The 22047-nt window shown below is 70.5% G+C and carries 25 protein-coding genes and 1 tRNA gene; 20 read left to right on the forward strand and 6 right to left on the reverse strand.

All coding sequences use genetic code 11. From position 1 onward, the window contains the following. Positions 1 to 5: 5 nt before the first annotated feature. On the forward strand, positions 6 to 551 hold the full coding sequence (locus HII36_RS02805; RefSeq protein WP_173521435.1) for a DUF4240 domain-containing protein: 546 nt from the start codon (positions 6 to 8) through the stop codon (positions 549 to 551). Between the two features lie 17 nt (positions 552 to 568). Here the strand turns inward: HII36_RS02805 and HII36_RS02810 are convergent, their stop codons facing one another. Then, positions 569 to 1303, reverse strand: coding sequence for a class I SAM-dependent methyltransferase (locus HII36_RS02810; protein ID WP_173521436.1), 735 nt, complete (start codon positions 1301 to 1303; stop codon positions 569 to 571). A 116-nt stretch (positions 1304 to 1419) separates the two neighbouring features. Here HII36_RS02810 and HII36_RS02815 point away from each other — a divergent pair, with 116 nt between their 5' ends. Both HII36_RS02815 and HII36_RS02820 read left to right on the forward strand, forming a co-directional pair. Further along, a complete protein-coding gene (locus HII36_RS02815; RefSeq protein WP_173521437.1) occupies positions 1420 to 1959 on the forward strand; it encodes an RNA polymerase sigma factor in 540 nt (179 codons plus the stop codon). Between the two features lie 103 nt (positions 1960 to 2062). Continuing rightward, positions 2063 to 2893 carry a hypothetical protein gene (locus tag HII36_RS02820; protein WP_173521438.1) on the forward strand — a complete coding sequence of 277 codons (831 nt, stop codon included), beginning with the start codon at positions 2063 to 2065 and terminating at the stop codon, positions 2891 to 2893. Positions 2894 to 2903: 10 nt separating this feature from the next. Here HII36_RS02820 and HII36_RS02825 read toward each other — a convergent pair whose 3' ends face one another. Then, positions 2904 to 3932: an adenosine deaminase gene (locus HII36_RS02825; RefSeq protein WP_407940732.1), complete on the reverse strand. Its 1029-nt coding sequence runs from the start codon at positions 3930 to 3932 to the stop codon at positions 2904 to 2906. Positions 3933 to 4220: 288 nt separating this feature from the next. On the opposite strand from HII36_RS02825, the gene HII36_RS02830 reads away from it, so the two are divergent. The 4 genes from HII36_RS02830 to HII36_RS02845 all read left to right on the forward strand — a co-directional run bounded on the left by HII36_RS02830 (position 4221) and on the right by HII36_RS02845 (position 7245). Next, positions 4221 to 4784: a hypothetical protein gene (locus tag HII36_RS02830; RefSeq protein ID WP_173521440.1), complete on the forward strand. Its 564-nt coding sequence runs from the start codon at positions 4221 to 4223 to the stop codon at positions 4782 to 4784. Between the two features lie 41 nt (positions 4785 to 4825). Next, complete coding sequence (locus HII36_RS02835) at positions 4826 to 5305, forward strand: hypothetical protein (RefSeq protein WP_173521441.1); 480 nt, start codon at positions 4826 to 4828, stop codon at positions 5303 to 5305. A 64-nt stretch (positions 5306 to 5369) separates the two neighbouring features. Further along, entirely contained in the window at positions 5370 to 5885 is a 516-nt protein-coding gene (locus HII36_RS02840; RefSeq protein ID WP_173521442.1) for a SigE family RNA polymerase sigma factor, read from the forward strand. Then, positions 5878 to 7245 (forward strand): hypothetical protein, encoded by a 1368-nt coding sequence (locus HII36_RS02845; RefSeq protein ID WP_173521443.1) that lies wholly within the window; start codon positions 5878 to 5880, stop codon positions 7243 to 7245. Before HII36_RS02840 ends, HII36_RS02845 begins: the two co-directional genes overlap by 8 nt. Before the next feature lie 44 nt (positions 7246 to 7289). Here the strand turns inward: HII36_RS02845 and HII36_RS02850 are convergent, their stop codons facing one another. Beyond that, positions 7290 to 8498 (reverse strand): pyridoxal phosphate-dependent aminotransferase, encoded by a 1209-nt coding sequence (locus tag HII36_RS02850; RefSeq protein ID WP_173521444.1) that lies wholly within the window; start codon positions 8496 to 8498, stop codon positions 7290 to 7292. Positions 8499 to 8665: 167 nt separating this feature from the next. On the opposite strand from HII36_RS02850, the gene HII36_RS02855 reads away from it, so the two are divergent. The 6 genes from HII36_RS02855 to HII36_RS02880 all read left to right on the forward strand — a co-directional run bounded on the left by HII36_RS02855 (position 8666) and on the right by HII36_RS02880 (position 12569). Then, positions 8666 to 8738 (forward strand) — tRNA-Trp (locus tag HII36_RS02855). A gap of 77 nt (positions 8739 to 8815) precedes the next feature. After that, positions 8816 to 9067 carry a preprotein translocase subunit SecE gene (gene secE / locus HII36_RS02860; protein ID WP_173521445.1) on the forward strand — a complete coding sequence of 84 codons (252 nt, stop codon included), beginning with the start codon at positions 8816 to 8818 and terminating at the stop codon, positions 9065 to 9067. A 64-nt stretch (positions 9068 to 9131) separates the two neighbouring features. Further along, positions 9132 to 9896, forward strand: coding sequence for a transcription termination/antitermination protein NusG (nusG, locus tag HII36_RS02865; protein WP_173521446.1), 765 nt, complete (start codon positions 9132 to 9134; stop codon positions 9894 to 9896). A gap of 118 nt (positions 9897 to 10014) precedes the next feature. Beyond that, positions 10015 to 10446 (forward strand): 50S ribosomal protein L11, encoded by a 432-nt coding sequence (gene rplK, locus HII36_RS02870; protein ID WP_173521447.1) that lies wholly within the window; start codon positions 10015 to 10017, stop codon positions 10444 to 10446. A 92-nt stretch (positions 10447 to 10538) separates the two neighbouring features. Next, complete coding sequence (gene rplA / locus HII36_RS02875) at positions 10539 to 11258, forward strand: 50S ribosomal protein L1 (RefSeq protein ID WP_173521448.1); 720 nt, start codon at positions 10539 to 10541, stop codon at positions 11256 to 11258. A gap of 87 nt (positions 11259 to 11345) precedes the next feature. Continuing rightward, on the forward strand, positions 11346 to 12569 hold the full coding sequence (locus tag HII36_RS02880) for an IS30 family transposase (protein ID WP_173521449.1): 1224 nt from the start codon (positions 11346 to 11348) through the stop codon (positions 12567 to 12569). A gap of 101 nt (positions 12570 to 12670) precedes the next feature. Here the strand turns inward: HII36_RS02880 and HII36_RS02885 are convergent, their stop codons facing one another. Then, positions 12671 to 13618 carry a WD40 repeat domain-containing protein gene (locus HII36_RS02885; RefSeq protein WP_173521450.1) on the reverse strand — a complete coding sequence of 316 codons (948 nt, stop codon included), beginning with the start codon at positions 13616 to 13618 and terminating at the stop codon, positions 12671 to 12673. A gap of 207 nt (positions 13619 to 13825) precedes the next feature. Here HII36_RS02885 and HII36_RS02890 point away from each other — a divergent pair, with 207 nt between their 5' ends. The 4 genes from HII36_RS02890 to HII36_RS02905 all read left to right on the forward strand — a co-directional run bounded on the left by HII36_RS02890 (position 13826) and on the right by HII36_RS02905 (position 16660). Then, complete coding sequence (locus HII36_RS02890; protein ID WP_236003139.1) at positions 13826 to 14653, forward strand: LolA-like protein; 828 nt, start codon at positions 13826 to 13828, stop codon at positions 14651 to 14653. 252 nt (positions 14654 to 14905) lie between these two features. Further along, positions 14906 to 15430 carry a 50S ribosomal protein L10 gene (gene rplJ / locus HII36_RS02895; RefSeq protein WP_173521451.1) on the forward strand — a complete coding sequence of 175 codons (525 nt, stop codon included), beginning with the start codon at positions 14906 to 14908 and terminating at the stop codon, positions 15428 to 15430. Positions 15431 to 15499: 69 nt separating this feature from the next. Continuing rightward, positions 15500 to 15892 (forward strand): 50S ribosomal protein L7/L12, encoded by a 393-nt coding sequence (gene rplL / locus HII36_RS02900; protein WP_173521452.1) that lies wholly within the window; start codon positions 15500 to 15502, stop codon positions 15890 to 15892. 102 nt (positions 15893 to 15994) lie between these two features. Then, a complete protein-coding gene (locus HII36_RS02905; RefSeq protein ID WP_173521453.1) occupies positions 15995 to 16660 on the forward strand; it encodes an MOSC domain-containing protein in 666 nt (221 codons plus the stop codon). 28 nt (positions 16661 to 16688) lie between these two features. On the opposite strand, the gene HII36_RS02910 is transcribed toward HII36_RS02905, so the two are convergent. Beyond that, positions 16689 to 19382, reverse strand: coding sequence for a BTAD domain-containing putative transcriptional regulator (locus HII36_RS02910; RefSeq protein ID WP_173521493.1), 2694 nt, complete (start codon positions 19380 to 19382; stop codon positions 16689 to 16691). Between the two features lie 159 nt (positions 19383 to 19541). Here HII36_RS02910 and HII36_RS02915 point away from each other — a divergent pair, with 159 nt between their 5' ends. Together HII36_RS02915 and HII36_RS02920 are read left to right on the forward strand one after the other, a co-directional pair. After that, complete coding sequence (locus HII36_RS02915; protein WP_173521454.1) at positions 19542 to 20420, forward strand: alpha/beta fold hydrolase; 879 nt, start codon at positions 19542 to 19544, stop codon at positions 20418 to 20420. 70 nt (positions 20421 to 20490) lie between these two features. Beyond that, complete coding sequence (locus HII36_RS02920; RefSeq protein ID WP_173521455.1) at positions 20491 to 20943, forward strand: RDD family protein; 453 nt, start codon at positions 20491 to 20493, stop codon at positions 20941 to 20943. Here HII36_RS02920 and HII36_RS02925 read toward each other — a convergent pair. Further along, complete coding sequence (locus HII36_RS02925) at positions 20916 to 21332, reverse strand: nuclear transport factor 2 family protein (protein WP_217369091.1); 417 nt, start codon at positions 21330 to 21332, stop codon at positions 20916 to 20918. The two genes, HII36_RS02920 and HII36_RS02925, sit on opposite strands and share 28 nt — an antisense overlap. A gap of 88 nt (positions 21333 to 21420) precedes the next feature. Between HII36_RS02925 and HII36_RS58515 the strand changes: the two genes are divergently transcribed. After that, positions 21421 to 22014, forward strand: a complete 594-nt coding sequence (locus HII36_RS58515) for a TetR/AcrR family transcriptional regulator (RefSeq protein WP_173521457.1) — start codon at positions 21421 to 21423, stop codon at positions 22012 to 22014. Positions 22015 to 22047 lie beyond the last annotated feature (33 nt).

Below are 22047 nucleotides of genomic sequence, written 5' to 3' on the forward strand. Positions count from 1 at the left end.
CCGCCATGGACACCTCCCGGTTCTGGAAGATGATCGAGGACACCCGCGCCCAGGTCTCCGACCCCACCGGCGACGCGGTTCCCGACCGGCTCACCGCGTCGCTGGCGGCGCTGCCACCGGCGGAGATCGCCGCGGCTGAGCGGGTGTTCTGGGATCTGATGGCCGCGTCCTACCGCAACCCCCTCTGGGCCGCCGCCTACCTGATCAACGGTGGCTGCTCCGACGACCTCTTCGACTACTTCCGCGGCTGGCTGATCAGCCAGGGGCGTGAAGTGTTCGAACGCGCCGTCGCCGACCCCGACACGCTGGCCGAACTGCCGGTCGTCAGAGCGGCGGCGGAGAACGGCGAAGACCTCGAGTGCGAGGAGATGCTGGGCGTCGCCCGGCGGGCACACGTCGCGGCGACGGGTGCGGAACCTCCGGCCGGCTCCTTCACCGTCCGGTACCCGGAACTCGATCCCGAGTGGAACTTCGACTTCGACGACGTCGCGGAGATGACCCGGCGGCTGCCTCGCCTGGCCGCCCTGTACTTAGCGCCGATCGGGCGCTGAGGCCGGGCCGCGCGAGGTCACTTGGGGACGCGGGCGACGCAGAAGACGGTCTGGCCGAAGGGCGGGCGGATGAACCGCTCGATGAGCCGGGTCGCCGGCACCACCGTACGGTCGTAGATCTTGACCAGGCGCGGGTCCGGGTAGCCGACGCCGCCCCGGCGGACCGCCGCCCACCAGGCGATGCCGCCCAGGAAGTTGATCGGCTTGAGCACGTCGATGTCGAGACCGGCCTTGGCGACCGTGGCGCGCAGGGTCTTGGGGGTGTAGCGCTGCACGTGGCCGACCTTGCGGTCGAAGTCTCCGTACAGCTGCATGTAGCCGGGCACCCAGATCACGATGCGGCCGCCCGGGAGCGTGACGCGGGCCAGCGAGCGGAGGGCTTCCGCGTCGTCCTCGATGTGCTCCAGCACGTTCATGAGCACGACCGTGTCGACCTTGTCCTTGAGCGGGATCTCGGTCGGCAGGCCGAACTGCAGGACGTCGATCTCGTCGCGGCCGGCGAAGCGCTTCTGCAGCTGCTCCACGCAGTACGGGTCGAAGTCGCTGACCACGAGCCGGTCGAGCCGCGGCAGGAACTGCTCGGCGAAGTGGCCCAGACCGGAGCCGATCTCCAGCATGGAACGGCCGACGTGCGGGGCGACCATGTCGAACTCGTACTGCCGATAGTTCTTGGCCTCGTCCCCACCCAGGTGGTTCTCCAGGGCCTCGTCACCGGCCGCCGGTTGCACTACACGGTCATACCCAGAAGACATAGTCCCGTTCCTTCGAGGGGGCACACGGATTTGCCTGAGTCTAGTGCCCAGATCGAAGGCCGACGGTCAAACGCTCTTCCCCCGGCGGCCTCGAATACGGTGGAATCTGACCCGACATGGACGACGACGAGGCGATTGCCCGTGCGCTCGAAGGTGACCTGGCGGCCTATGAGGTGCTGGTCGCTCGCTACAGCACGCTCGCCCATCGCACGGCCGCCATGCTCGGGGCCGGCGACGAGGCCGAGGACGTGGTGCAGGAGGCGTTCGTCAAGGCGTTCAGGCATCTGTCGAGCTTCCGGCGGGACGCGCCGTTCCGCCCGTGGTTGTTGCGTATCGTCGCGAACGAGACGCACAACCTGACCCGGTCGCGCGGGCGTAGGTCCGAGCTGGCGGTGCGGCTGAGCGCCACCGCCGACGTCAGGTCGCCGGACGATCCCGAAGGCGCGGCGGTCGCCACCGACCGGCGGGCCCGGCTGCTGGCGGCGGTGCGCGGGCTGCCCGAACGGGAACGTCAGGCCGTCGTGTGCCGGTACTTCTTACAGCTGACCGAAGCGGAGACCGCCCAGGTGCTCGATTGGCCCGTCGGCACCGTCAAGTCCAGCACGCATCGGGGGCTGGCCCGGCTGAGGGAGGAGGTGGGCGATGAACTCGGATGAGCGCGACCCTTCCGACGAGCCGACGCCTGCGTCCGACTCCGTCCCAGGCTCCGTGCCAGCCCCTGGGCCAGCCTCTGAACCCGCCTCTGAGCTGGAGGCCGAGTTGCTGGCGCTCGGCGGGCTGCTCGACCTCGACGCGCCCGCACCGCCGCCCGCGGACGTGGCCGCCCGCGTCCGCGCCCGCCTGGAATCCCCCGACGAAGCGCCCGGCGAAGCCTCCAGCGAAGCGCCCGACGAATCTCCCGACGAAGCCCCCGATGAAACGCCCGGCGAAGCCCCCGACGAGGTGTCCGGCGGGGCGCCCGTCAGGCGGCATCGGCCGGCCGGGCGTCCCACGCGTCCCGGGTGGTCCCGGCGGACCAGGTGGAAGGTGGTGACGGCGGTCGTTCTCGCGATCGTCGCCGTCACCGCGGCCACCCCCCAGGGCCGGGCGGCCGTGGCGCGGATCCTGCGCTTCGCCGGCATCGAGCTGCAGGTCGGGGAGACCACCCCGCCACCCGTCACCACCACCGCGCCGCTGCCGGGCGAACGCACCGTCCCGCCGAGCGACCTCGGCGGCCGGGCGAAGTTCCCGGTCAGGACCATCACCGCGCTCGGACCGCCAGAGAAGACCACCGTCGCCGACGCCGGCCGCGTGGTCTCGATGTTCTGGCCGGGCGGCATCAGGCTCGACCAGTTCGACGGCGGGGTCAGCCCGTTCTTCTTCAAGAAACTCGGGCCGCCAGGACCCGAGTACGTCCAGGTCGGCGGGCGGCAGGCGTGGTGGGTGCCCGGCGAACATCCGCTCGGCTACCTGTGGCGCGAGGACGGCTCGGTGCTGCCGCTGCGCCAGGCCGAGCCCACGCTCATCTGGCAGCGGGACACGGTCGGCTTCCGGCTGGAAGGCGCGGGGAGCAGGGAACGCGCGATCGAGCTGGCCGAATCACTCCGGTGAGCCTGCCGAATCACTCCGGTGAACTGACCAGCCAGCCGTCGATCTCCGTCAGCAGCTCCTTGCGCACCGACTCGGGCGCCGTGGACGACCTGATCGACTGCCTGGCCAGCTCGGAGATCTCGGCGTCGGTGAAGCCGTAGGTGTCGCGGGCCAGCTCGTACTGGCGCAGCAGCCGCGCGCCGAACAGCAGCGGGTCGTCGGAGCCCAGCGCGATGGGCACCCCGGCGTCGAACAGCCGCCGCACCGGTACGTCGCCGGCCCGCTCGGCCACGCCCAGGCCCACGTTGGACGTGGGGCAGACCTCGCAGCAGATCTGCCGGTCGGCCAGGCGTTCCATCAGCCGCGGGTCCTCGGCGGCGCGTACGCCGTGGCCGACGCGGTCGGCGGCCAGGTCGTCCACGCACTGGGCGACGCTGCGCGGCCCGAGCAGCTCGCCGCCGTGCGGCACGGCCAGCAGCCCGGCGCGCTTGGCGATCCTGAACGCGCGCTCGAACTCGCGTGCCTCGCCGCGCCGCTCGTCGTTGGACAGCCCGAAGCCGACCACGCCCTTGCCCGCGTACTGGGCGGCGAGCCTGGCCAGGGTGTTGGCGTCGAGCGGGTGCTTGGTCCGGTTCGCCGCCACGACCACCGCCATGCCCACCCGGGCGTGCTCGGCGGCCTTGGCGACGGCGTCCAGCATGAGTTCGAGCGTGGCGGTGAGCCCGCCGAAGCGCTGCGCGAACCCGGACGGATCGACCTGGATCTCCAGCCACCGCGACCCGGCGGCGGCCTCGTCCTCGGCGGTCTCGCGCATCAGCCGGTAGACGTGCTCGGGAGTGCTCAGCACGGACCTGGCGATGTCGTAGAGCCGCTGGAAGCGGAACCAGCCGCGTTCGTCGGTGGCCCGCAGCTTGGGCGGCCAGTCCTCTTCGAGCGCGTCAGGCAGGTGCAGTCCCTGTTCCCTGGCCAGTTCGATCAGCGTCGAGTGCCGCATCGAGCCGGTGAAGTGCAGGTGCAGGTGAGCCTTCGGGAGCGAATGTAGAGGCCGTGGCATTTCCATATCTTGCCACTCAACCCGCGGCCGGATTCGCGCGTCGGGGAGGTCGCCCCGGCTGCCTGAAGCGGGTGGACGGAGAGACCGGCCACAAGAAGATCGCCGAAGAGATCACAGCCACCGGCTGAACCAGCGGTATGGATGGGGCAAATTGGGGATCAACCCTTCATGACGCCTGAGGGTCAGATGAGCGGGCAGGGATGGCGTGCGTTACTCGCGCTGACCGCGCTGGGTGTGACGGGTGCCATCATTTACGGACTCTTCTCCTCAGGTTTCGGGCGAATCCAGCGGCCCGTGGCGCAGCCGCCCGAACCCGTTCCGGTACCCGTCTCCGCCCTGGCGGCCCCGCCGGCCCGGGTGCCGTCGCCCACACCGCAGCAAGCGGCGGCGACAGGCGACGACGCGTCGGGCTCGGTCGGCAGCACCTCACCCCCCGCCACGCCACGGCACACCGCGAGCGCCTCGGGGACGGCGCTCGCGGTGATCTCCGACAACTTCTGGCTCACCTACCTGCCCGCCGGGCTCGAACGCACCGGCGGCGGGGCGATCGAGCCCGAGCCCGGCGTGGCCGGCGGCTGGGCCAGGTTCGGTTCGGCGGACGGATTCGTGGAAGCGCAGGTGGAGCACGGTAGGGTAGCCGCCGACTGGGACGGCTACCGAGCCAGGACCACACTGCTGAACGCCCGCGCGACCACGATCCGCGGCAAGCCGGCGGTGGTGGGCAAGCACCCCAGCGGCGGCCGGATGATCGTCTGGCTGGAGCGCGTGGGCACCGGAGCGTGGATCCGCGTGAGCGAATCGCTGGGCAAAGAGCTGCTGGCTATTGCCGCCTCGGTCAAGGCTCCTGTAGGAGACTAGGAGCCTTTTCCCAGATATCTCATGACAGTCACGGGGGAGCGATGCGGCGTCTTGCGGCGATCGTCCTCGTGCTCGGGTTGTCCGCGTGCGGCGCGGCGGAACCCGCGGCGGTGACGCCGTCGCCGTCGCAGAAGGCGGTCGCGCGCAAGGGCGTGACGCTGGCCTGCGGCACCCGCAAGGTGGTGATCCCCGCACCGGCCGAGAATCTGGAGCGGGCGGGCTCGTTCGCGCGGCTGGGCTCGCTGCGCCGCCGGCTCAAGGTCAGGGGCGTGCTCTGGCGCGACGGTGACGAGCAGCTTCGCGTGGGCGTGGTGTGCGGGGTGCGCACGGCCGAGCAGTTCGCCACGCTGGTGGCCGGCTCCCGGCTGACCGCGTACCAGGGGAAACCGGCGCTGCGCTGGAACACCCGCGGCGGCCTGCGTCATCATCTGTGGCTCGACCGGCCGGGCGTGGCCGTCTACCTGGCCGCCACCCCGGGCGTGGCCGCCCAGATCAGCAAGGTCGCGGCCGGCGTCAAGTGACCGGGCGCCCGGTGTTCGGGGCGTTCGGGCAACCCTTTGGGCGGTTCGGGCGTAGGTAGAGGTCATGGACAGTCCGATGGGGTTCGCGGAGTTCGTCGCGGCCCGGGGCACGAGCCTGCTGCGGCTGGCGTACCTGACGTGCGGCCAGGCCGGCGGCGCCAGGGACGAGGCCGAGGACGTGCTGCAGACCGCGCTCGAACGCGCCTGCCGCCACTGGTCGCGGCTGCGCGCGGGCGCCGACCCTGAACCGTACGTACGCAAGATCATCGTCAACACGGCGATCAGCCGGGCGCGGCGCAGGGCGATCCTGCGGATCATCCCCACGGGCACGCTGCCCGAGCCGCCCGTGCCCGCGCCGACCGGCGGCGTCGAGCTCAGGCAGGTGCTCAGCGAGGGCCTGCGGGCGCTGCCGCCCAGGCAGCGGGCGGTGCTGGTGCTGCGGTTCTGGGAGGACCTGACCGAGGCGCAGACGGCCGAGGTGCTCGGCTGCTCGATCGGGACGGTCAAGAGCCAGGCCGCCAAGGGGCTGGCCAAGCTGCGCGGAATGGTCGTGCTGGAGGGAGTGTCCGAGGATGCTTGAGCAGGAGCTGCGCAGGGCGATGGCCGAGGACACCGCGGAACTGCGCGCCACGCCCGACCTGGCGTCCAGGGCGGTGCGCGGGTCGCGGCGCCGGGCCAGGACGCGGTTCGCCGCGGTGTCGGTGGCGCTCGCCATGGCGGCGGGATTCCTCGTGTTCTTCACGTCGGCGAGGCCCGCGCCCGTCGTGGCCGCGGTCGTGGACCAGGTCGAGGTGGTCGGGCTGCCGCCCGACCCGGGCACCGCCCGTCCTGGACGCGTCACGCACGGATCCCTGCGCGGCGCCACGATGACCTGGGGCTCCGGTGGCGACCTGATCCGCGTCACCGTCTACCGCGGCGCCGGCGTGGTGAACCCGGCCGACCTCGGCCGGCTCCGCCTGCTGGGCGAGGGGGCGCAGGGCAGCCCCACCAGCGTCAGGGGCAGGGCGGGACGGCTGGCCCACGGGGGCACCGACCTCCTCTGGATGGAACGGCCCGGCCTGCTGCTGCGCGTCACCGTCGGCGAGCGCCGCACGGAGTACCTGCGTCCCGTGGCGGAAGGGCTGCGGCCCGCCGACCCGACGGGCCCGGCCGGCGGCGTCTTCGAGGGCATGCGCATCGGCTACCTGCCGGACGGCGTGCACCTCTCCGGCGTGTCTGAACTCGGCGGCGCGGACGTCCACCCGCGGGTCAAGCGCTGGGAGGGCGCGGACGGCCGGGCCGTGGCCCTGTACTCGGAACGGCGGCCCGGGCTCGACCTGGCCCGGTGGGCCGACGAGCTGAAGGGCCTGCGGCTCGGCCCGCCGACCCAGGTCAACGGCCGCAACGTGCACCCCGCCCTGACGGGGGACGCCCGGGTGTGGACGGCGCCCACCGGGCAGACGTTCGCGCTCAGCGTCACCGGGAACCTGGCGGACGAACTGGACCGGATACTCGCCGGGATCGTCCCGGTCCCTCCCCGCGCGGGGGCCGTGTTCGAGGGGATCGACGTCGGGTTCGTCCCGCAATGGCTGGAGACCGGCGGCCAGGTGACCGAGCGGCACGGCGCGCGCGGCGTGGACTGGCGCGACGTCGACGGACGCCTGCTGCGCGTCGAGACGATCACCGGCGCGGACACGCTGGACGAGCTCGCCGAGACCGCCTGGCCGCCGGGCGAGCGGCCGGTGGAGCTCCGCCGCACGACAGAGCACCACAAACCCGCCTACGAGGGATGGGTGCGCCTCGCCGACGGCTCGCCGCAGCGACGGGTCGTCATGTGGCTGGAACGCCCGGGATTCGGCGTGCGCGTGCAGGTCAGCGACGATCTCGCGGGCAAGCTGCGCGACGTGCTCGACGGCATCTTCGTGCCAGGCCCGAACGACCCGACGCCGGAAAGCTCATGAACCGGCGGCGAGGCTCCATGCGGGCCCCGCCGCCGACTCACTCGTCAGTGCGCTTCCGACAGCAGCTTGGCCATCCGGCTGACGCCCTCGACCAGGTCGTCGTCGCCCAGCGCGTACGACAGGCGGAAGTAGCCAGGCGTGCCGAACGCCTCACCGGGCACCACCGCGACCTCGGCCGCCTCCAGGATCAGCTCGGCCAGCTCGGCCGACGACTGCGGCCGCCGCCCGCGCAGCTCCTTGCCGATCAGCTCCTTGACCGAGGGATATACGTAGAACGCCCCCTTCGGTTCCGGGCACAACACGCCCGGGATCTCGTTGAGCATCCGAACCATCGTCTGGCGGCGCCGGTCGAAGGCCGCGCGCATCTCGGCCACCGCCGACAGGTCGCCGGAGACGGCGGCGAGCGCGGCCATCTGGGAGACGTTCGAGACGTTGGACGTGGCGTGCGACTGCAGGTTCGTGGCCGCCTTGACCACGTCGGACGGGCCGATCAGCCAGCCCACCCGCCAGCCGGTCATCGCGTACGTCTTGGCCACGCCGTTCAGGATCACCACCCGGTCGCCGAGCTCGGGCACGGCGGTGGCGATGCTGGTGAACTCGGCGCCGCCGTACGTCAGGTGCTCGTAGATCTCGTCGGTGACGACCCACAGGCCGTGCTCCGCGGCCCAGCGGCCGATCGCGATCGTCTGCTCGCGCGAGTAGACGGCGCCCGTCGGGTTGGACGGCGAGACGAACAGCAGCACCTTCGTGCGCTCGGTGCGCGCCGCCTCCAGCTGCTCGACGCTCGCGAGGTATCCGGTGGACTCGTCGGTGACCACGTCCACCTGCACGCCACCGGCCAGCTTGATCGCCTCGGGGTAGGTGGTCCAGTACGGCGCCACGACCAGGACCTCGTCGCCCGGGTCGAGCAGCGTCGCGAACGCCTGGTAGACGGCCTGCTTGCCGCCGTTGGTGACCAGGACCTGCGACGCCTCGACCCGGTAGCCGGAGTCGCGCAGCGTCTTGGCGGCGATGGCCTGCTTGAGCTCGGGCAGCCCGCCGGCCGGGGTGTACTTGTGGTGACGCGGGTCGCGGGCCGCCGCCACGGCGGCGTCCACGATGTAGCCGGGCGTCGGGAAGTCGGGCTCGCCCGCGCCGAAGCCGATGACCGGGCGTCCCGCCGCCTTCATCGCCTTCGCCTTGGCGTCCACGGCGAGTGTGGCGGACTCGGAAATCGAGGAAATTCTGGTGGAGATACGGGGTCGGGTGGACATGCCTCCATGCTCCCACGCGGCTCCAACGCGGTCGTGACCTGGGCGATCAGGTTCCGGTTCGACGTAACGGTCATTCCCCCGTATGATTTCGCCTGGTCGTACCGCCGCATGTCGACGGAGGTTCGGTCCAGGCAGTGAGTCGATCAGGGTAGTGTGGTTGACGACATAGGGCACTGGCGCAATTGGTAGCGCACCGGTCTCCAAAACCGGCGGTTGGGGGTTCGAGTCCCTCGTGCCCTGCGAGTGCGGTCCGCGCAAACGAGGCGTGTAAGCGCGCCGCAAAACTGCGTTGGATACGACAGATTCAGGTGAGGACTGTGGCGATCGACACGCGCGGCGAGACCGCAGGCAAGCCTAGTGGCGAGAAGAAGACACGCACTTCGCCTGCCCTTTTCTACCGGCAGGTCGTCAACGAGCTTCGTAAGGTCATCTGGCCGACACGCAAGGATCTCATCACCTACACCACGGTCGTTCTGATATTCGTTCTGATCATGGTGGCGATCGTGTACGGGCTCGATGCCGCTCTCGGCTGGGCCGTCCTCCGGATCTTCGGCGGCGACGGGGCCTGAGCCTGACCCCGCCGGTGTCGCTGACGGAGTCGCCATTCGATACGACGAAAGAGGAAGAGTCACCGTGTCCGAGTCTTCAGTGCCGGCGGAGGAGCCCCGCGACGAGTGGGGCGACGAGTCGGAAGAGGCCGTAGAGGCCGCTGAGGAGACCGTCGACGAGGCCGAGGTCGCCGAGGGCGAAGAAGAGCCCGCCGACGAGGCTCCCACCGTCGACGAAGTCGGTGAGGTCGACCCTGACGTCGATCCCGTCGAGGAGTTCAAGCGCTCGCTGCGCGGGCTCCCCGGTGAGTGGTACGTGATCCACTCCTACGCCGGTTACGAGAACCGGGTGAAGTCCAACATCGAGAGCCGCAACGTGTCGCTCAACATGGAGGACTACATCTACCAGGTCGAGGTGCCCACGCACACCGTCCAGGAGTTCAAGAGCGGCAAGAAGGTCCCGGTCAAGGAGCGTGTGCTGCCCGGCTACGTGCTGGTGCGCATGGAGCTGACCGACGAGTCCTGGGCCGCGGTCCGCAACACGCCCGGCGTGACCGGGTTCGTGGGCCTGTCGAACAAGCCGAGCCCGCTCAGCCTCGACGAGGTCGCCAAGCTGCTGGCGCCCGAGCCGACCGAGGAGAGCAAGAAGGCCACGGCCAAGACCGCCACGGGCCCGACCGTCGAGTTCGAGATCGGCGAGTCCGTCACGGTCATGGACGGCCCGTTCGCCACGCTGCCCGCCTCGGTGAGCGAGATCAGCCCCGAGTCGCAGAAGCTCAAGGTCCTCGTCTCGATCTTCGGCCGCGAGACCCCGGTGGAGCTCTCGTTCAACCAGGTCTCGAAGATCTAAGACGATCACATACACTTAGACGTTCGGTTGGCCGCCTCTCGCGAAGGGCGGCCTTCCGACATGTCCGGGCCGCAACCGCGGGCCGGACGGCACTGCAATTCGACCCGGAGAAGGACAAATGCCTCCGAAGAAGAAGATTGCCGCGCTGGTCAAGGTTCAGCTTCCCGCTGGCCAGGCCACCCCGGCTCCGCCGGTCGGTACCGCCCTCGGTCCGCACGGCGTCAACATCATGGACTTCGTCAAGCAGTACAACGCTGCCACGGAGGCCCAGCGGGGCAACATCATCCCCGTTGAGATCACCATTTTCGAAGACCGCAGCTTCACCTTCGTCACGAAGACGCCGCCGGCGCCCGAGCTGATCAAGAAGGCGCTGGGTCTCGACAAGGGCAGTGCGGTCCCGCACAAGGAGAAGGTCGGCAAGCTCTCCCGCGAGCAGCTGCGCAGCATCGCCGAGACCAAGATGCCCGACCTCAACGCCAACGACATCGAGGCGGCCGAGAAGATCATCGCCGGCACCGCCCGGTCGATGGGCATCACCGTAGCCGAGTAATTTCCCCAAGTCCGTAGGAGGGCTTGGGAGCCCTCTTGTGGGAGGACCCCGTCCGAGCGACCGGGGCCCGCAGACCACTCAGGAGTCATGCAATGAAGCGCAGCAAGGCGCACAAGGACGCGACGGCCAAGGTCGACCGCGACAAGCTCTACACGCCCGCCGAGGCCGCGAAGCTGGCCAAGGAGACGTCCACCACCAAGTTCGACGCCACCGTCGAAGTGGCGCTGCGACTGGGCGTCGACCCTCGCAAGGCCGACCAGATCGTGCGCGGCACGGTCAACCTCCCGCACGGCACCGGTAAGACCGCCCGGGTCCTGGTCTTCGCGACCGGTGACCGTGCCGAGGCTGCCCGCGAGGCGGGCGCCGACATCGTCGGCGCCGACGAGCTGATCGACGAGATCGCCAAGGGCAACAGGCTCAACGAGTTCGACGCCGTGGTCGCCACGCCCGACCTCATGGGCAAGGTCGGCCGCCTGGGCCGCGTCCTCGGCCCGCGTGGTCTCATGCCGAACCCCAAGACCGGCACCGTGACGCCCGACGTCGCCAAGGCCGTGACCGAGATCAAGGGCGGCAAGATCGAGTTCCGCACCGACCGGCAGGCGAACCTGCACTTCATCATCGGCAAGACGTCGTTCCCCGAGCTTCAGCTCATCGAGAACTACGCCGCCGCTCTCGACGAGGTGCTGCGTCTCAAGCCGTCGGCGGCCAAGGGCCGGTACCTGAAGAAGGTCACCTTCTCCACCACCATGGGCCCCGGCGTCCCGGTCGACCCGAACCTCACGCGCGGCCTCACGGCCGAGCTCGAGGCGTAGTCCTCACCCAGGTTCATTCGAAGGCCCCCGTCCCGGATCTCCCTTTCCTTCTAGCGGTCGTCGCAACACCCCAGGTTGGGGAGTGCGATGGAAGAGTTCGAGATCCGCAAGATCCGATCTCCGCAGGGCCCGAAGAAGCTGATCCGTGAGCGGGAGGAATACTTCCGGCTTATGGATCAAGGTTTCAGCAGCCGGGAAGCGTGTCGGATCGTTGGGATCAACATCCGGACCGGGAAGCGGTGGCGGAACGGCTGGAACCGCACCAAATGGAACAAGGGGGCACCGCCCGCACCACGGACGGTGCCCCCACCAGGTGAGTCCCGCTATCTGCGGGAAGACGAGCGGATCTACATCGCCGACCGGGTACGGGAGAAGGCGTCGATCCGCGAGATCGCCCGCGAGATGGGCCGTGCGCCGTCCACCATCAGCCGGGAGATCCGCCGCAACCGGCACCCCACAGGCGGCCAGTACCGGCCGCACGCGGCCCAGGCCCGCGCCGACGCCCGCCGGCCCCGCCCCAAGCCCAGCAAGATCGGGCAGAACCCGGAGTTACGGGCCTACATTCAGGAGCACCTGCACAAGCGCTGGAGCCCGGAGCAGATCGTCCAGAGCCTGCGCCGGACCTTTCCCGAGCGGGCGGAGATGCACGTGTGCCACGAGACCATCTACCAGGCTCTCTACGTCCAAGGCCGCGGCGAGCTGCGCCGCGAGCTGACCCGGGCGCTGCGCACCGGCCGCGCGATGCGCAAGCCCCGTCGCCTGGCCCAGCAGCGCCAGCCCCGCTACAGCACGCCCATGGTCATGATCAGCGAGCGGCCCGCCGAAGCTGACGACCGGGCCGTCCCCGGCCACTGGGAAGGGGACTGCATCATCGGCAAGAACGGCAGCTCGGCCATCGGCACGCTGGTCGAACGCACCACTCGCTACGTGATGCTCGTCCACCTGCCGACCGACCGCAGTGCCGAGCGCATGCGCGACGCCCTGCTGGACACCGTCGCGACGCTGCCGGCCCATCTCAAGCGCTCTCTGACCTGGGACCAGGGCAGTGAGATGGGCCGTCACCACGAGTTCTCCGTCGCCGCCGACATGCCGGTCTACTTCTGCGATCCGGCCAGTCCTTGGCAGCGCGGCTCCAACGAGAACACCAACGGCCTGCTGCGCCAGTACTTCCCGAAGGGCACCGACCTGTCGGTCCACACGCGCGACCAGCTCGACGCCGTCGCTGCTGAATTGAACGCCAGACCAAGAAAGACGCTCGACTGGGAGACCCCAGCCGAGCGTCTCGCTATGCTGCTCGCGGCTACTAGTTGATCATGCGTGTTGCGACGACCCCTGGAATTCACCTCCGGGGCGGGGGCTTTTGTCTTTCCCGCGTACCTGCTCGCGGGACGTGGGGTGCCCGGCGCCCATTCTCAGTCGCCGGTCGCGCCCAGCCCCCAGACCCCCACGGTGCCGTCGCCCCCGCCGGCGGAGACCGCCACCGTCTCGCCGCCCAACCGCCCGATGGCCACCGACCAGATCCTGTCGGTGTGCCCGGTGAGCGTGTTCCCGAGCTGCTCGCCCGCGGCCAGGTCCCACACGCGTACGGTGGCGTCGTGGCCGCCGGTGACCGCGATCGTCCTGTCGCCCAGCCGTCCCACGGTCACCGAGCGCACGTCGCCGGTGTGGCCGGTGAGCGGGGCGCCGAGCTGTTCGCCCGCCGCGAGGTCCCACACGCGTACCGTGCCGTCCTTGCCGCCGGACACCGCGATCGTCCTGCCGTCGAGCTGTCCGACCGCCACCGCATAGACGTGGCCGGTGTGCCCGGTGAGCGTGTTCCCGAGCTGCTCGCCCGCGGCCAGGTCCCACACGCCGACCCGGCCGAGACGGTCTCCGGCGACCGCTGTCGGCCGGCCGTCGAGCTGCCCGAGCGCCACCGAGGAGCCGGCTCCGGTGAAGGTGCCCGCCTCTTCGCCGGACGTCAGGTCCCACAGGCGGACGAGTTCGCCGCCCCCGCTGCCGGCGACGATCGGCCTGCCGTTCAGCCGGCCGGTTGTCAGCGCGGTGATGAAGTCGCCCCCGGCGAGCGCCGGTTCGCCGATCTTCTCGCGCGTCGCCAGGTCCCACCGCTGGGCCTGGTCGCCGTGGGCGATCCAGGCGATCGGGCGGCCGTCCGGCTCCGTGAACGTCACCGCGCCCGCCCACCGTACGGCGCCCGTGATCGGCTCGCCCAGTTGCCGGAACGCCGGGGCGGACGAGCGTCCGAGCACGACCCAGGCCACCGCCGCAGTGATCACGACGGCCACGGCCACCGTGCGCAGTCGCGGACGCCGAGCCGGGCGGACCTCGGTCACGACGGGCGGCCGAGGCTCGGGTGACACGGGCTGGTGATGGGTCATCGGGCCTCCGGCGCTTACCCGGCCTCGGCAGGCGAGACGGGTGACAAACCTTAGGGCAACTCGGGGCTACGACTGGAGTCTCAGGGTTGTGTTCAGGAAATAGGGGACTTGTAAGGGATCACCCTGGGTTTTCCACGAATTGTGGGGGAAAGGTGCTACGGCGGGATTTCCGAAACGTAGGGTCAAGACATGCTGAAGCGCAGGATTACTCTCGCCACCGCCGCGGCAGGCGCCGCACTCGTCGTCGCCGCGGCCGCTGGTTGTGGAACCACCGCGCAGCCCCTCCAGGTCAACCTGGCCGCCGCCGAGGTGCTCACGCAGGCCGCGCAGAAGACCGCTGAGGTCAGCAGCTACACCGTTGACATCGTGGCGAACGCGACCCACCCCGAGCAGGGTGGCGGCAAGGTGCAGGGGCGGATGCTCTACCAGGGCAAGCCGACGCTGGCCGTCGACCTCACACTGGACGCCATCGACGTCGGCGACAAGAGCGTGCCCGGCGGCGTCCGGGCCGTGCTCCAGGGCGACGTCGTCTACGTCAAGATCGACGCGCTCAGGGAGCTCGTCGGGGCGTCCAAGCCGTGGATCAAGGTGTCGCTCAGCGAGATGGGCGGCGGCGACCAGGTCAAGCAGTACACCGACCAGATCCAGCAGTTCGACCTGGCCACCGTCACAAAGATGATCACGGCGTCGCAGGACGTCAAGGCGGTCGGGAACGAGAGCGTCAACGGCACCGACACCACCCACTACAGCGGCACGTTCCCGGTCGACGCCGCCGTGCAGCAACTGCCCGCCGACCAGCAGCAGAACGCGCGCACGAACCTGGCCGAGCTCAAGGACCTCAAGTTCGACCTGTGGGTCGGCAGCGACAACCTGCCGCGCAAGCTGGCGATGAACGGCGGCAAGGACGGCGTCACGTTCGACGCCACGCTGTTCTTCAAGGGGTTCAACGAGCCCGTGAACATCCAGGCCCCGCCGGCCGACCAGGTGGGCGAGCTGCCCAAGGGCACCACCAACTGACAGGTTTTACCGAGAACGATTTGGAAACTCGGCGGCCAGCACGTAGGCTGGGCGTTGCCGAAGACCGCCGGTCGTCGTCAGGTGCCTCAATACCTGGCGGCCGAAGGATCCACACTATGTGGGCGACCCGCGCAGGTGTGAATGCGAGTTTCCCACATGGTTGATCCGTGTGCGTGAGCCCCGTGTGCGCCCTGCGCCCGGGGCCGTTCTCATTTCTGGGCCTTCGCCGGTGGCACATCTGGAAGGAGGCCCATGGCGAGGGCGGATAAGGCGACAGCGGTTGCCGAGCTCAAGAGCGAGTTCGAAGGCAGCGCCGCCGCCGTTCTGACCGAGTACCGCGGTCTCACCGTCGCTCAGCTCAAGCAGCTGCGCGTTGCTCTTGGTGAGAATGCGAAGTTCGCCGTGGCGAAGAACACCCTGACCAAGATCGCGGCCAACGAGGCCGGCGTCTCTGGTCTGGACGACCTGCTGATCGGCCCGACGGCCGTCGCCTTCGTCAAGGGCGACGTGGTCGAGGCTGCCAAGGGTCTGCGTGACTTCGCCAAGGCCAATCCCCTTCTGGTGATCAAGGGCGGCGTCCTCGACGGCAAGGCGCTGGACGCTACCGAGATCACCAAGCTCGCCGACCTCGAGTCCCGCGAGGTTCTCCTCGCGAAGCTTGCTGGCGCGCTCAAGGCGAAGCAGAGCGCTGCTGCCGCGATGTTCGCCGCGCTGCCCACCAACATGGCTCAGCTGGCCGAAGCCCTTCGCGCGAAGCGCGAAGAGGCGGGCGAGTAGCTCGGGGATTGCCGCACAACCCGCGGTCCCGTTCTTAGTTTTAGCTAGTCCTATACGGAGGAAATCAAAATGGCGAAGCTCAGCACCGACGAGCTGCTCGACGCTTTCAAGGAGATGACCCTCCTCGAGCTTTCCGACTTCGTGAAGCTGTTCGAGGAGACGTTCGACGTCAAGGCCGCCGCCCCGGTCGCGGTCGCCGCCGCCGCCCCCGCCGCTGGTAGTGGCGAGGCCGCCGCCGTTGAGGAGCAGGACGAGTTCGACGTCATCCTCGAGGCCGCCGGCGACAAGAAGATCCAGGTCATCAAGGAGATCCGCGCCCTGACGTCCCTGGGCCTCAAGGAGGCCAAGGACCTGGTCGACGGCGCTCCGAAGCCGGTCTTCGACGGCAAGGTCAACAAGGAGCAGGCGGAGAAGGCCAAGGCTGCCCTCGAGGGCGCCGGCGCCACCGTCACCGTGAAGTAATTTTCACGATCTTCAAAAAGAGGCGACACACCCTGGTGCCGGGTGTGCCGCCTCTTTTTTATTGATTGTCCCGTTCCACGTGGGAGCGGGTAACGTGCGCCTGTGAAACTCCTGTCGGTGAACGTCGGCCGTGCCATGCCCGTCGACTACACAGATGCGCCCACCGGGATGACCGGAATCGACAAACGGCCCGCGCCGGGAGGGGTCCTGGTGACGCCGCCCAGCGCCAAGGGCAGCGGGGTGAGCGGCGACGACGTCTGCGACTCGCGCTTCCACGGCGGCGAGGCCCGCGCGGTCTACGCCTTCGCCCGTGAAGACCTGGACACCTGGGAGCGATCGCTCGACCGCACCTTCGCCAACGGCGCGTTCGGCGAGAACCTGACCACCTCCGGCCTGGACGTCAACGAGGCGCTGATCGGCGAACGCTGGCGGATCGGCGCCGACCTGGTGCTGGAGGTGACCGGGGGCCGCGTGCCGTGCCGCACGTTCGCGGGCTGGGTCGGCGAGAAGGGGTGGATCAAGAAGTTCACCGCGGTCGGCCGTACCGGGGCGCTGCTGCGGGTCATCACGCCGGGGGAGATCCGCGCGGGTGATCCGATCGAGGTCGTGCACCGGCCCGACCACGACATCACCGTCGCGCTGGCGTTCCGCGCCGTGACCCTGGAACGTCACCTGCTGCCCCGGCTCCTGGTGGCCGCCGAGTGGCTGGAACCGGAGATGGCGCAGACGGCGCGTACGTACGTGGAGAAGTACGCCACCGACGCCTGATCGGTGCCTTCGGCCGGGTCTTCGCTGCTCAGGCCGACCGGTCGAGGGCCGTCGCCAGGTCGGCGAGGTGCCGCTCGACCGGGCCCAGGGTGAGCAGGCCGCTGCCCGCGCCGGCCAGTTCCGTCGCGGCCGGGGTGAGCGCGGCGTGGGCGCGTCGCATCGTCCGGCGATCGCTGACGGCGACGGCCGCCCGCGCGGTGAGGCACCACAGGGCCTCCATCAGCAGGTCGTGCGGCGGGTCTGGGACCTGGGCGAGCGCTTGCGCCGCCGCCGTCCGCCGGCCTCGCGAGAGCAGCAGGAACGGACGGACCCACGGCTCGTACGGGCCCCAGTCCGTCGCGTCCTCGCGGGCGGGTTCCTCGATCGGCAGGCCGTGGTGCAGCCGCAGGCACAGGAGGGCGAGCGGCAGCAGGCCGCGCTCCAGCCCGGGCATGCCGGCCCCGCGCAGCCGCTCGGCGGCGGCCAGGTACGCCTCCTCCGCCGCACCGCCGGGCGGCGTGGTGGACGCGCCGCCCGGGCTCGCCTCGGCCTCGGTCGGGGTGTCGGTCTTGGTGTCGGTCGGGGTGTCGGTTGGGGTGTCGGTCTTGGCGTTGGAGCCGGTGGCGGTGAGCCGGAGCGCCCGGTACCACGTGGTGAACACGCCCACCAGCGGCAGTTCGTGCCGCTCGGCCAGGCGATCGGCGGCGTCCGCGTGCCGGTCGGCCGCAGGGAAATCCGAGAGTGCGCCGCGTGCCTGCATGCGGAGGAGGTGACCGAGCACCTCGTACGTCGTCAGCCCATGCCTGGCGGACAGCGCGACCAGCTCGGCGCCGATCTCGTCCCTGCGCGGTGCCAGGCCGGTGCGGTGGAAGGTCTGCATGAAGACGCCGTTGAGCGCGAACGCCAGCAGCATGGGGTCGTCCAGGCGGCGGGCCAGGTCCTCGGCCTGGCGGGCGGCCTGGAGCGCGCGTGCGCTGCCGGTGCCGCGCGACTCCACCGCGATGGTCGCCAGCAGCCGCGCCCGCGCCGGTTGGAGCGTCCCCGGCGGGAGCGCGGCGAGGGTGCGCTCGGCGGCGGCGAGCACCTGAGCGGTCTGCTCCGGGTCGTCCACGCGGGTCCACACGGCTGGGACGTCGTACCTGCCGATCACCCGGGCGGTCAGCTCCGGATCACCCAGTTCCTCGGCAGCCGCGATGGCCGCCACCCGATGCCCCCGCGCCGCCTCCAGCCCGCCGCCCCCGGTCACGGCGAGGGTACGCAACAGGCTCACCGTCGACTCCAGGCGCGCCCGAGCGCCGGCGGAAACGGCACGCTCGTAACTCGCGGCTGCCTGCGCCCACACCCGATCGGACGCACCCCGACCGGAAGCCGTCGACCCGTCGCCCACCCCCTCAGCCGCCTGTGCGGCATGCGGCGCGCGTGTCTCATCACGCACACTTGCCTCATCGCGGGCGCTCGCCTCACCGCGGAGACGGGTCTCATTGTGGGGGTTCGCTCCGTCTCGGGGGCGCGTCTCATCACGGGGGCGCGTCTCATCACGGGGGCCCGCCTCATTACGCGGGCCGGCCCCATCGCGTGGGCTCGCTTCATCGTGGAGGCGGGCCTCATCGTGGGGGCGCGTCTCATCTCGGGGGCGCACCTCATCGCGAGGGCTTGCCTCATCTCGGGGGCGCACCTCATCGCGGGGCCCCGCCTCACCACGGGCGCCTGTCTCATCGCGGGAGCCCGCCTCATTACCGGCGCCCGGCTCATCGCGGGCGGCTGGCTGAGCGGGTGCGCCTGCCTTTTCCGTCGTGCCCAGCCCGCTCGGTGCGGCCGGCCTGGTCGGTGCGATCGGCGTGGCCTGCGGGGTATCGGCGTGGACACCCGCGACCGATTGGGGATGGGCCGGTTGGAGGGGTGGCGGTTGGAGGTGGGGGGCTTGTTGGAGTATGTCGGTCTCCAGGCGGCGTAGATCCGGGCCGGGGTCCACGCCCAGTTGTTCCACCAGCAGCGTCCGGGCGCGGCGTAGTACCGCCAGTGCGTCGCCCTGGCGGTCGGTGCGGTAGAGGGCGAGTGCCAGCAGTCCCCACGCGTTCTCGCGCCAGGGATGCTCAGTGACGTGCGCGTCCAGGTCCGGGATCGCCGCCGCCGCCCGGCCCAGGGACATGCGTGCCTCGGCCAGGTGTTCCACCGCCTGCAGCCGCAACTCGGCCAGCCGGGCCCGCTCGGCCCGCGCCCAGGGCTCCTCGGCGAAGTCCGCATAGGCAGGCCCACGCCACCAGCCCAGAGCCTCCTCCAGCGTGGCCTCCTCCAGCGTGGCCTCCTCCAGAGCGGCCTCCCGAAGTCGCGCCTCCTGAAGTCCCGCCTCCCGAAGCTGCGTCTGCTGAAGTCGCGTCTCCCGAACGGGCGCTGCGCGTCCGCCCACCGTTCGCTCGAAGCGCCAGGCGTCCACCGTGTCGGGTTCGGTTCGCAGGGCGTACCCCGGACCCTCCGTGACCAGCAGGCGGGCCGGGGTGCGTGGCGGGCGGGCCGGTTCGAGTGCGCGGCGCAGTGCGGCGACGAACGTGCGTAGCGCGCCCACCGCGTCCGGCGGCGGTACCTCCCACAGGTCCTCGGCCAGGACGCCGACGGGCACCACCCGGCCGCGCGCGACGATCAGGCGGGCCAGGACGGCGCGGTGCCGCGGCCCCTTGAGCGCGATCGTCCGGCCGTGCTCGTCCCAGGCCGTCACCGGCCCGAGCACCCCGAACTCGACCCGCACCCCGAACTCGACGCGCACCCCCGAACCCGTCCTTCCCGGGGCGACCACGCTTTTCGCAGGGTCGTCCCAGGTCACGGTATCGCGTGCTCATCGGTTGCTCATCGGGCGCGGGCAGGCTGAAGCCATCGGTCAATCCGCCTAGGAAAGAGAACGCGAACCATGACCCCTGTGATCGACGGTTTCGAGTACCGCCGTGTCCGCGTCGCCGACGGCGTGTCGCTGAACGCGGCCGTCGGCGGCTCGGGCAGCCCGATCGTGCTGCTGCACGGCTTCCCGCAGACCCACCTGATGTGGCGGCACGTGGCCGCCGACCTCGCGGCCGACCACACCGTGATCGTCCCCGACCTGCGCGGCTACGGCGCCAGCGACAAGCCCGCCGAGACCGGCCCCGACACCTACGCCAAGCGCACCATGGCCGCCGACATCGTGGCCCTGGCCAGGGAGCTGGGCCACGAGCGATTCGCGCTGGCCGGGCACGACCGCGGCGCGCTGGTGGCCTTCCGCGCCGCGCTCGACCACCCCGAGAAGATCACGCATCTGGCCAGCCTGGACGTCCTGCCGACCCTGGACATGTGGCAGGCGATGCACGGCGTCAGCGCGGCGGTCGGCTTCCACCTCTACCTGATGGCCCAGCCGCCCGGACTGCCCGAGCGGATGATCGCCGCCTCCTCCGACGAGTTCTTCGGCCACTTCCTCGACCTGTGGACCGGGGATCCGGCGGCGATCCCGGCCGAGGTCAGGGCCGCCTACCTGGACGCCTGCCGCGCCGCGGTGCCGTCCATCGTGGCCGACTACCGTGCCTCGGCCGGCATCGACGTCGAGCACGACCAGGCCGACAAGGACGCGGGCACCCGGCTGCGGATGCCGGTCACCGTGCTGCAGCAGGACTGGGGCGCGATGCTCGGCTTCGACGCGGCGGCCCTGTGGGGTGCCTGGGCCGACGACCTGCGCCACCTGACGGTCGGGTACGGCCACTTCATGGCCGAGGAGGCGCCGGCGGACATCGCGAAGATCCTGCGCGAGCTGCTGACCCGCTGACCCCGATGACCCGCTGATCGCCGCCGGCTCATTCGTTGGCGGCGTCCGCGGGTTGGTGGACAATCCTCGGGTGACACAACCCGCGGGCTCGGTCGTCCGCCTCCGGCTCGCCTCCAGGTCTCACCGGTGTTTCGCCGCGCTGATCGACCTGGCCCTGCTCGGCCTGCTGGGATGGGGTGTCGAAGAGCTGGCGGAGACCTTCACCACGCGCTGGGACGAGACCATCGCCCTGGTCCCCGGTTTCTTCTACTACTGGTTGCTGCACGCCCGGTTCGGCCGGACGTTCGGCAAGTGGGTCTTCGACATGAAGGTGATCTCACCGCGGACCGGACGCCCGCCGTCGCTGAGCGCGTCCGCGCTCCGGGCGCTGGCCTACTGGGCGCCGCCGCTGATCCCGTCGGTGGGCTGGATCCTCGTCCTGATCAACATCACGCAGATCTACGGGAACGACGCCAAGCAGTGTCACCACGACAGGTTCGCGGACACGATGGTGGTCTACCTGCCGCCCTCGCCGGCGTCCTGATCACTCGTCAGGACCCGGGCGACGGCGCTCACGTCCAGGTAGTCGCGGTTGTGGACGATCACGCCGTCCTTGATCCGCAGCACGATCACCCCGGGGACGGTGATCCTCCGGTCCCCGACGACGACGTCGGTCTCCTGCTCGACGACCACGACCTCCGGGTCGTCCCCGGTGTGCACGGCCACCCGCCGCACCTCGGCCACCCGGCCGGGTGAGGCGTCCCACGCGGCCCGGTAGCCGGCCCGGACCTGCTCCCTGCCCTGGTAGGCGGGCATGCCGCCGAACGGGAACTCGTGCTCGGCGTCCTCGGCGTAGAGGTCGGCCAGGGCGTCGGCGGACTTGGCGAGCATGGCCGCGTGATAGCCGGTGACGATCTTCTCGATGGTGGACATGTCAGTCTCCCGCATTCGCTCAACCGGTGTTGACTCAACGAGCGTAGAGTGAAATCCGGGAATCGGTCAACGCCTGTAGAGTCAGAGTGTGAGTGAGACGCGGGCCGAGCGGCGGCGTAGAACCGAGGAGAGGATCCTCGGCGCGGCCAGGGCGCTGTTCGCCGAGCTGGGGTTCGAGCGGGCCACAATCAGGGCCGTCGCCAAGGCGGCGGGGGTCGACCCCGCGCTGGTCATGCAGTATTTCGGCAGCAAGCAGGAGCTCTTCCAGCAGGCCGTGCGGGTCACGCCGGCGGTGCGTTCGGAGGCGGGCGTGGACGGCTTGGTCGAGGAGTTGCTCAGCACGCTGAGCGTGAAGATGGGCGAGCTGCCCCAGGGCACGCTGGCCATGATGCGGTCGATGCTCACGCATCCCGAGGCGGCGGCGTCCGCGCGGTTCGTACTGAAGGCCCAGATCGACCGGCTCGAAGAGGCGCTGCCCGCCGCGGACGCGCGGTTGCGCGCGGCGCTGATGACCATGGTCATGCTCGGCGTGACCATCGGACACCAGCTCCTGGAGCTGGACGAACTGCGCAGCGCGCCGCCGGAGGAGATCGCCGCGGCGCTTCGTCCGGCCCTGCGCGCGCTGGCCGAAGCCGAGAAGCCCGCCGACGAGCCCGCCGACGAGCTCATAACCGGCCAGTAACAAGTTATTGGATCGCATTCCAATTCCACCGGA

The sequence above is a fragment of the Nonomuraea antri genome, from assembly GCF_013283785.1.
Lineage (GTDB): Bacteria > Actinomycetota > Actinomycetes > Streptosporangiales > Streptosporangiaceae > Nonomuraea > Nonomuraea antri.

Bases quoted from the DNA above. Each gene is read 5' to 3' on its own strand.
- HII36_RS02915 (WP_173521454.1), top strand. From the start codon at position 19,542: ATGACCCCTGTGATCGACGGTTTCGAGTACCGCCGTGTCCGCGTCGCC.
- HII36_RS02840 (WP_173521442.1), top strand. From the start codon at position 5,370: ATGGACAGTCCGATGGGGTTCGCGGAGTTCGTCGCGGCCCGGGGCACG.
- rplK (WP_173521447.1), top strand. From the start codon at position 10,015: ATGCCTCCGAAGAAGAAGATTGCCGCGCTGGTCAAGGTTCAGCTTCCC.
- HII36_RS02815 (WP_173521437.1), top strand. From the start codon at position 1,420: ATGGACGACGACGAGGCGATTGCCCGTGCGCTCGAAGGTGACCTGGCG.
- HII36_RS02890 (WP_236003139.1), top strand. From the start codon at position 13,826: ATGCTGAAGCGCAGGATTACTCTCGCCACCGCCGCGGCAGGCGCCGCA.
- HII36_RS02845 (WP_173521443.1), top strand. From the start codon at position 5,878: ATGCTTGAGCAGGAGCTGCGCAGGGCGATGGCCGAGGACACCGCGGAA.
- HII36_RS02880 (WP_173521449.1), top strand. From the start codon at position 11,346: ATGGAAGAGTTCGAGATCCGCAAGATCCGATCTCCGCAGGGCCCGAAG.
- rplL (WP_173521452.1), top strand. From the start codon at position 15,500: ATGGCGAAGCTCAGCACCGACGAGCTGCTCGACGCTTTCAAGGAGATG.
- HII36_RS02825 (WP_407940732.1), bottom strand. From the start codon at position 3,932: ATGGAAATGCCACGGCCTCTACATTCGCTCCCGAAGGCTCACCTGCAC.
- rplJ (WP_173521451.1), top strand. From the start codon at position 14,906: ATGGCGAGGGCGGATAAGGCGACAGCGGTTGCCGAGCTCAAGAGCGAG.
- rplA (WP_173521448.1), top strand. From the start codon at position 10,539: ATGAAGCGCAGCAAGGCGCACAAGGACGCGACGGCCAAGGTCGACCGC.
- HII36_RS02925 (WP_217369091.1), bottom strand. From the start codon at position 21,332: ATGTCCACCATCGAGAAGATCGTCACCGGCTATCACGCGGCCATGCTC.
- HII36_RS02835 (WP_173521441.1), top strand. From the start codon at position 4,826: ATGCGGCGTCTTGCGGCGATCGTCCTCGTGCTCGGGTTGTCCGCGTGC.
- HII36_RS02805 (WP_173521435.1), top strand. From the start codon at position 6: ATGGACACCTCCCGGTTCTGGAAGATGATCGAGGACACCCGCGCCCAG.
- HII36_RS02850 (WP_173521444.1), bottom strand. From the start codon at position 8,498: ATGTCCACCCGACCCCGTATCTCCACCAGAATTTCCTCGATTTCCGAG.
- HII36_RS02810 (WP_173521436.1), bottom strand. From the start codon at position 1,303: ATGTCTTCTGGGTATGACCGTGTAGTGCAACCGGCGGCCGGTGACGAG.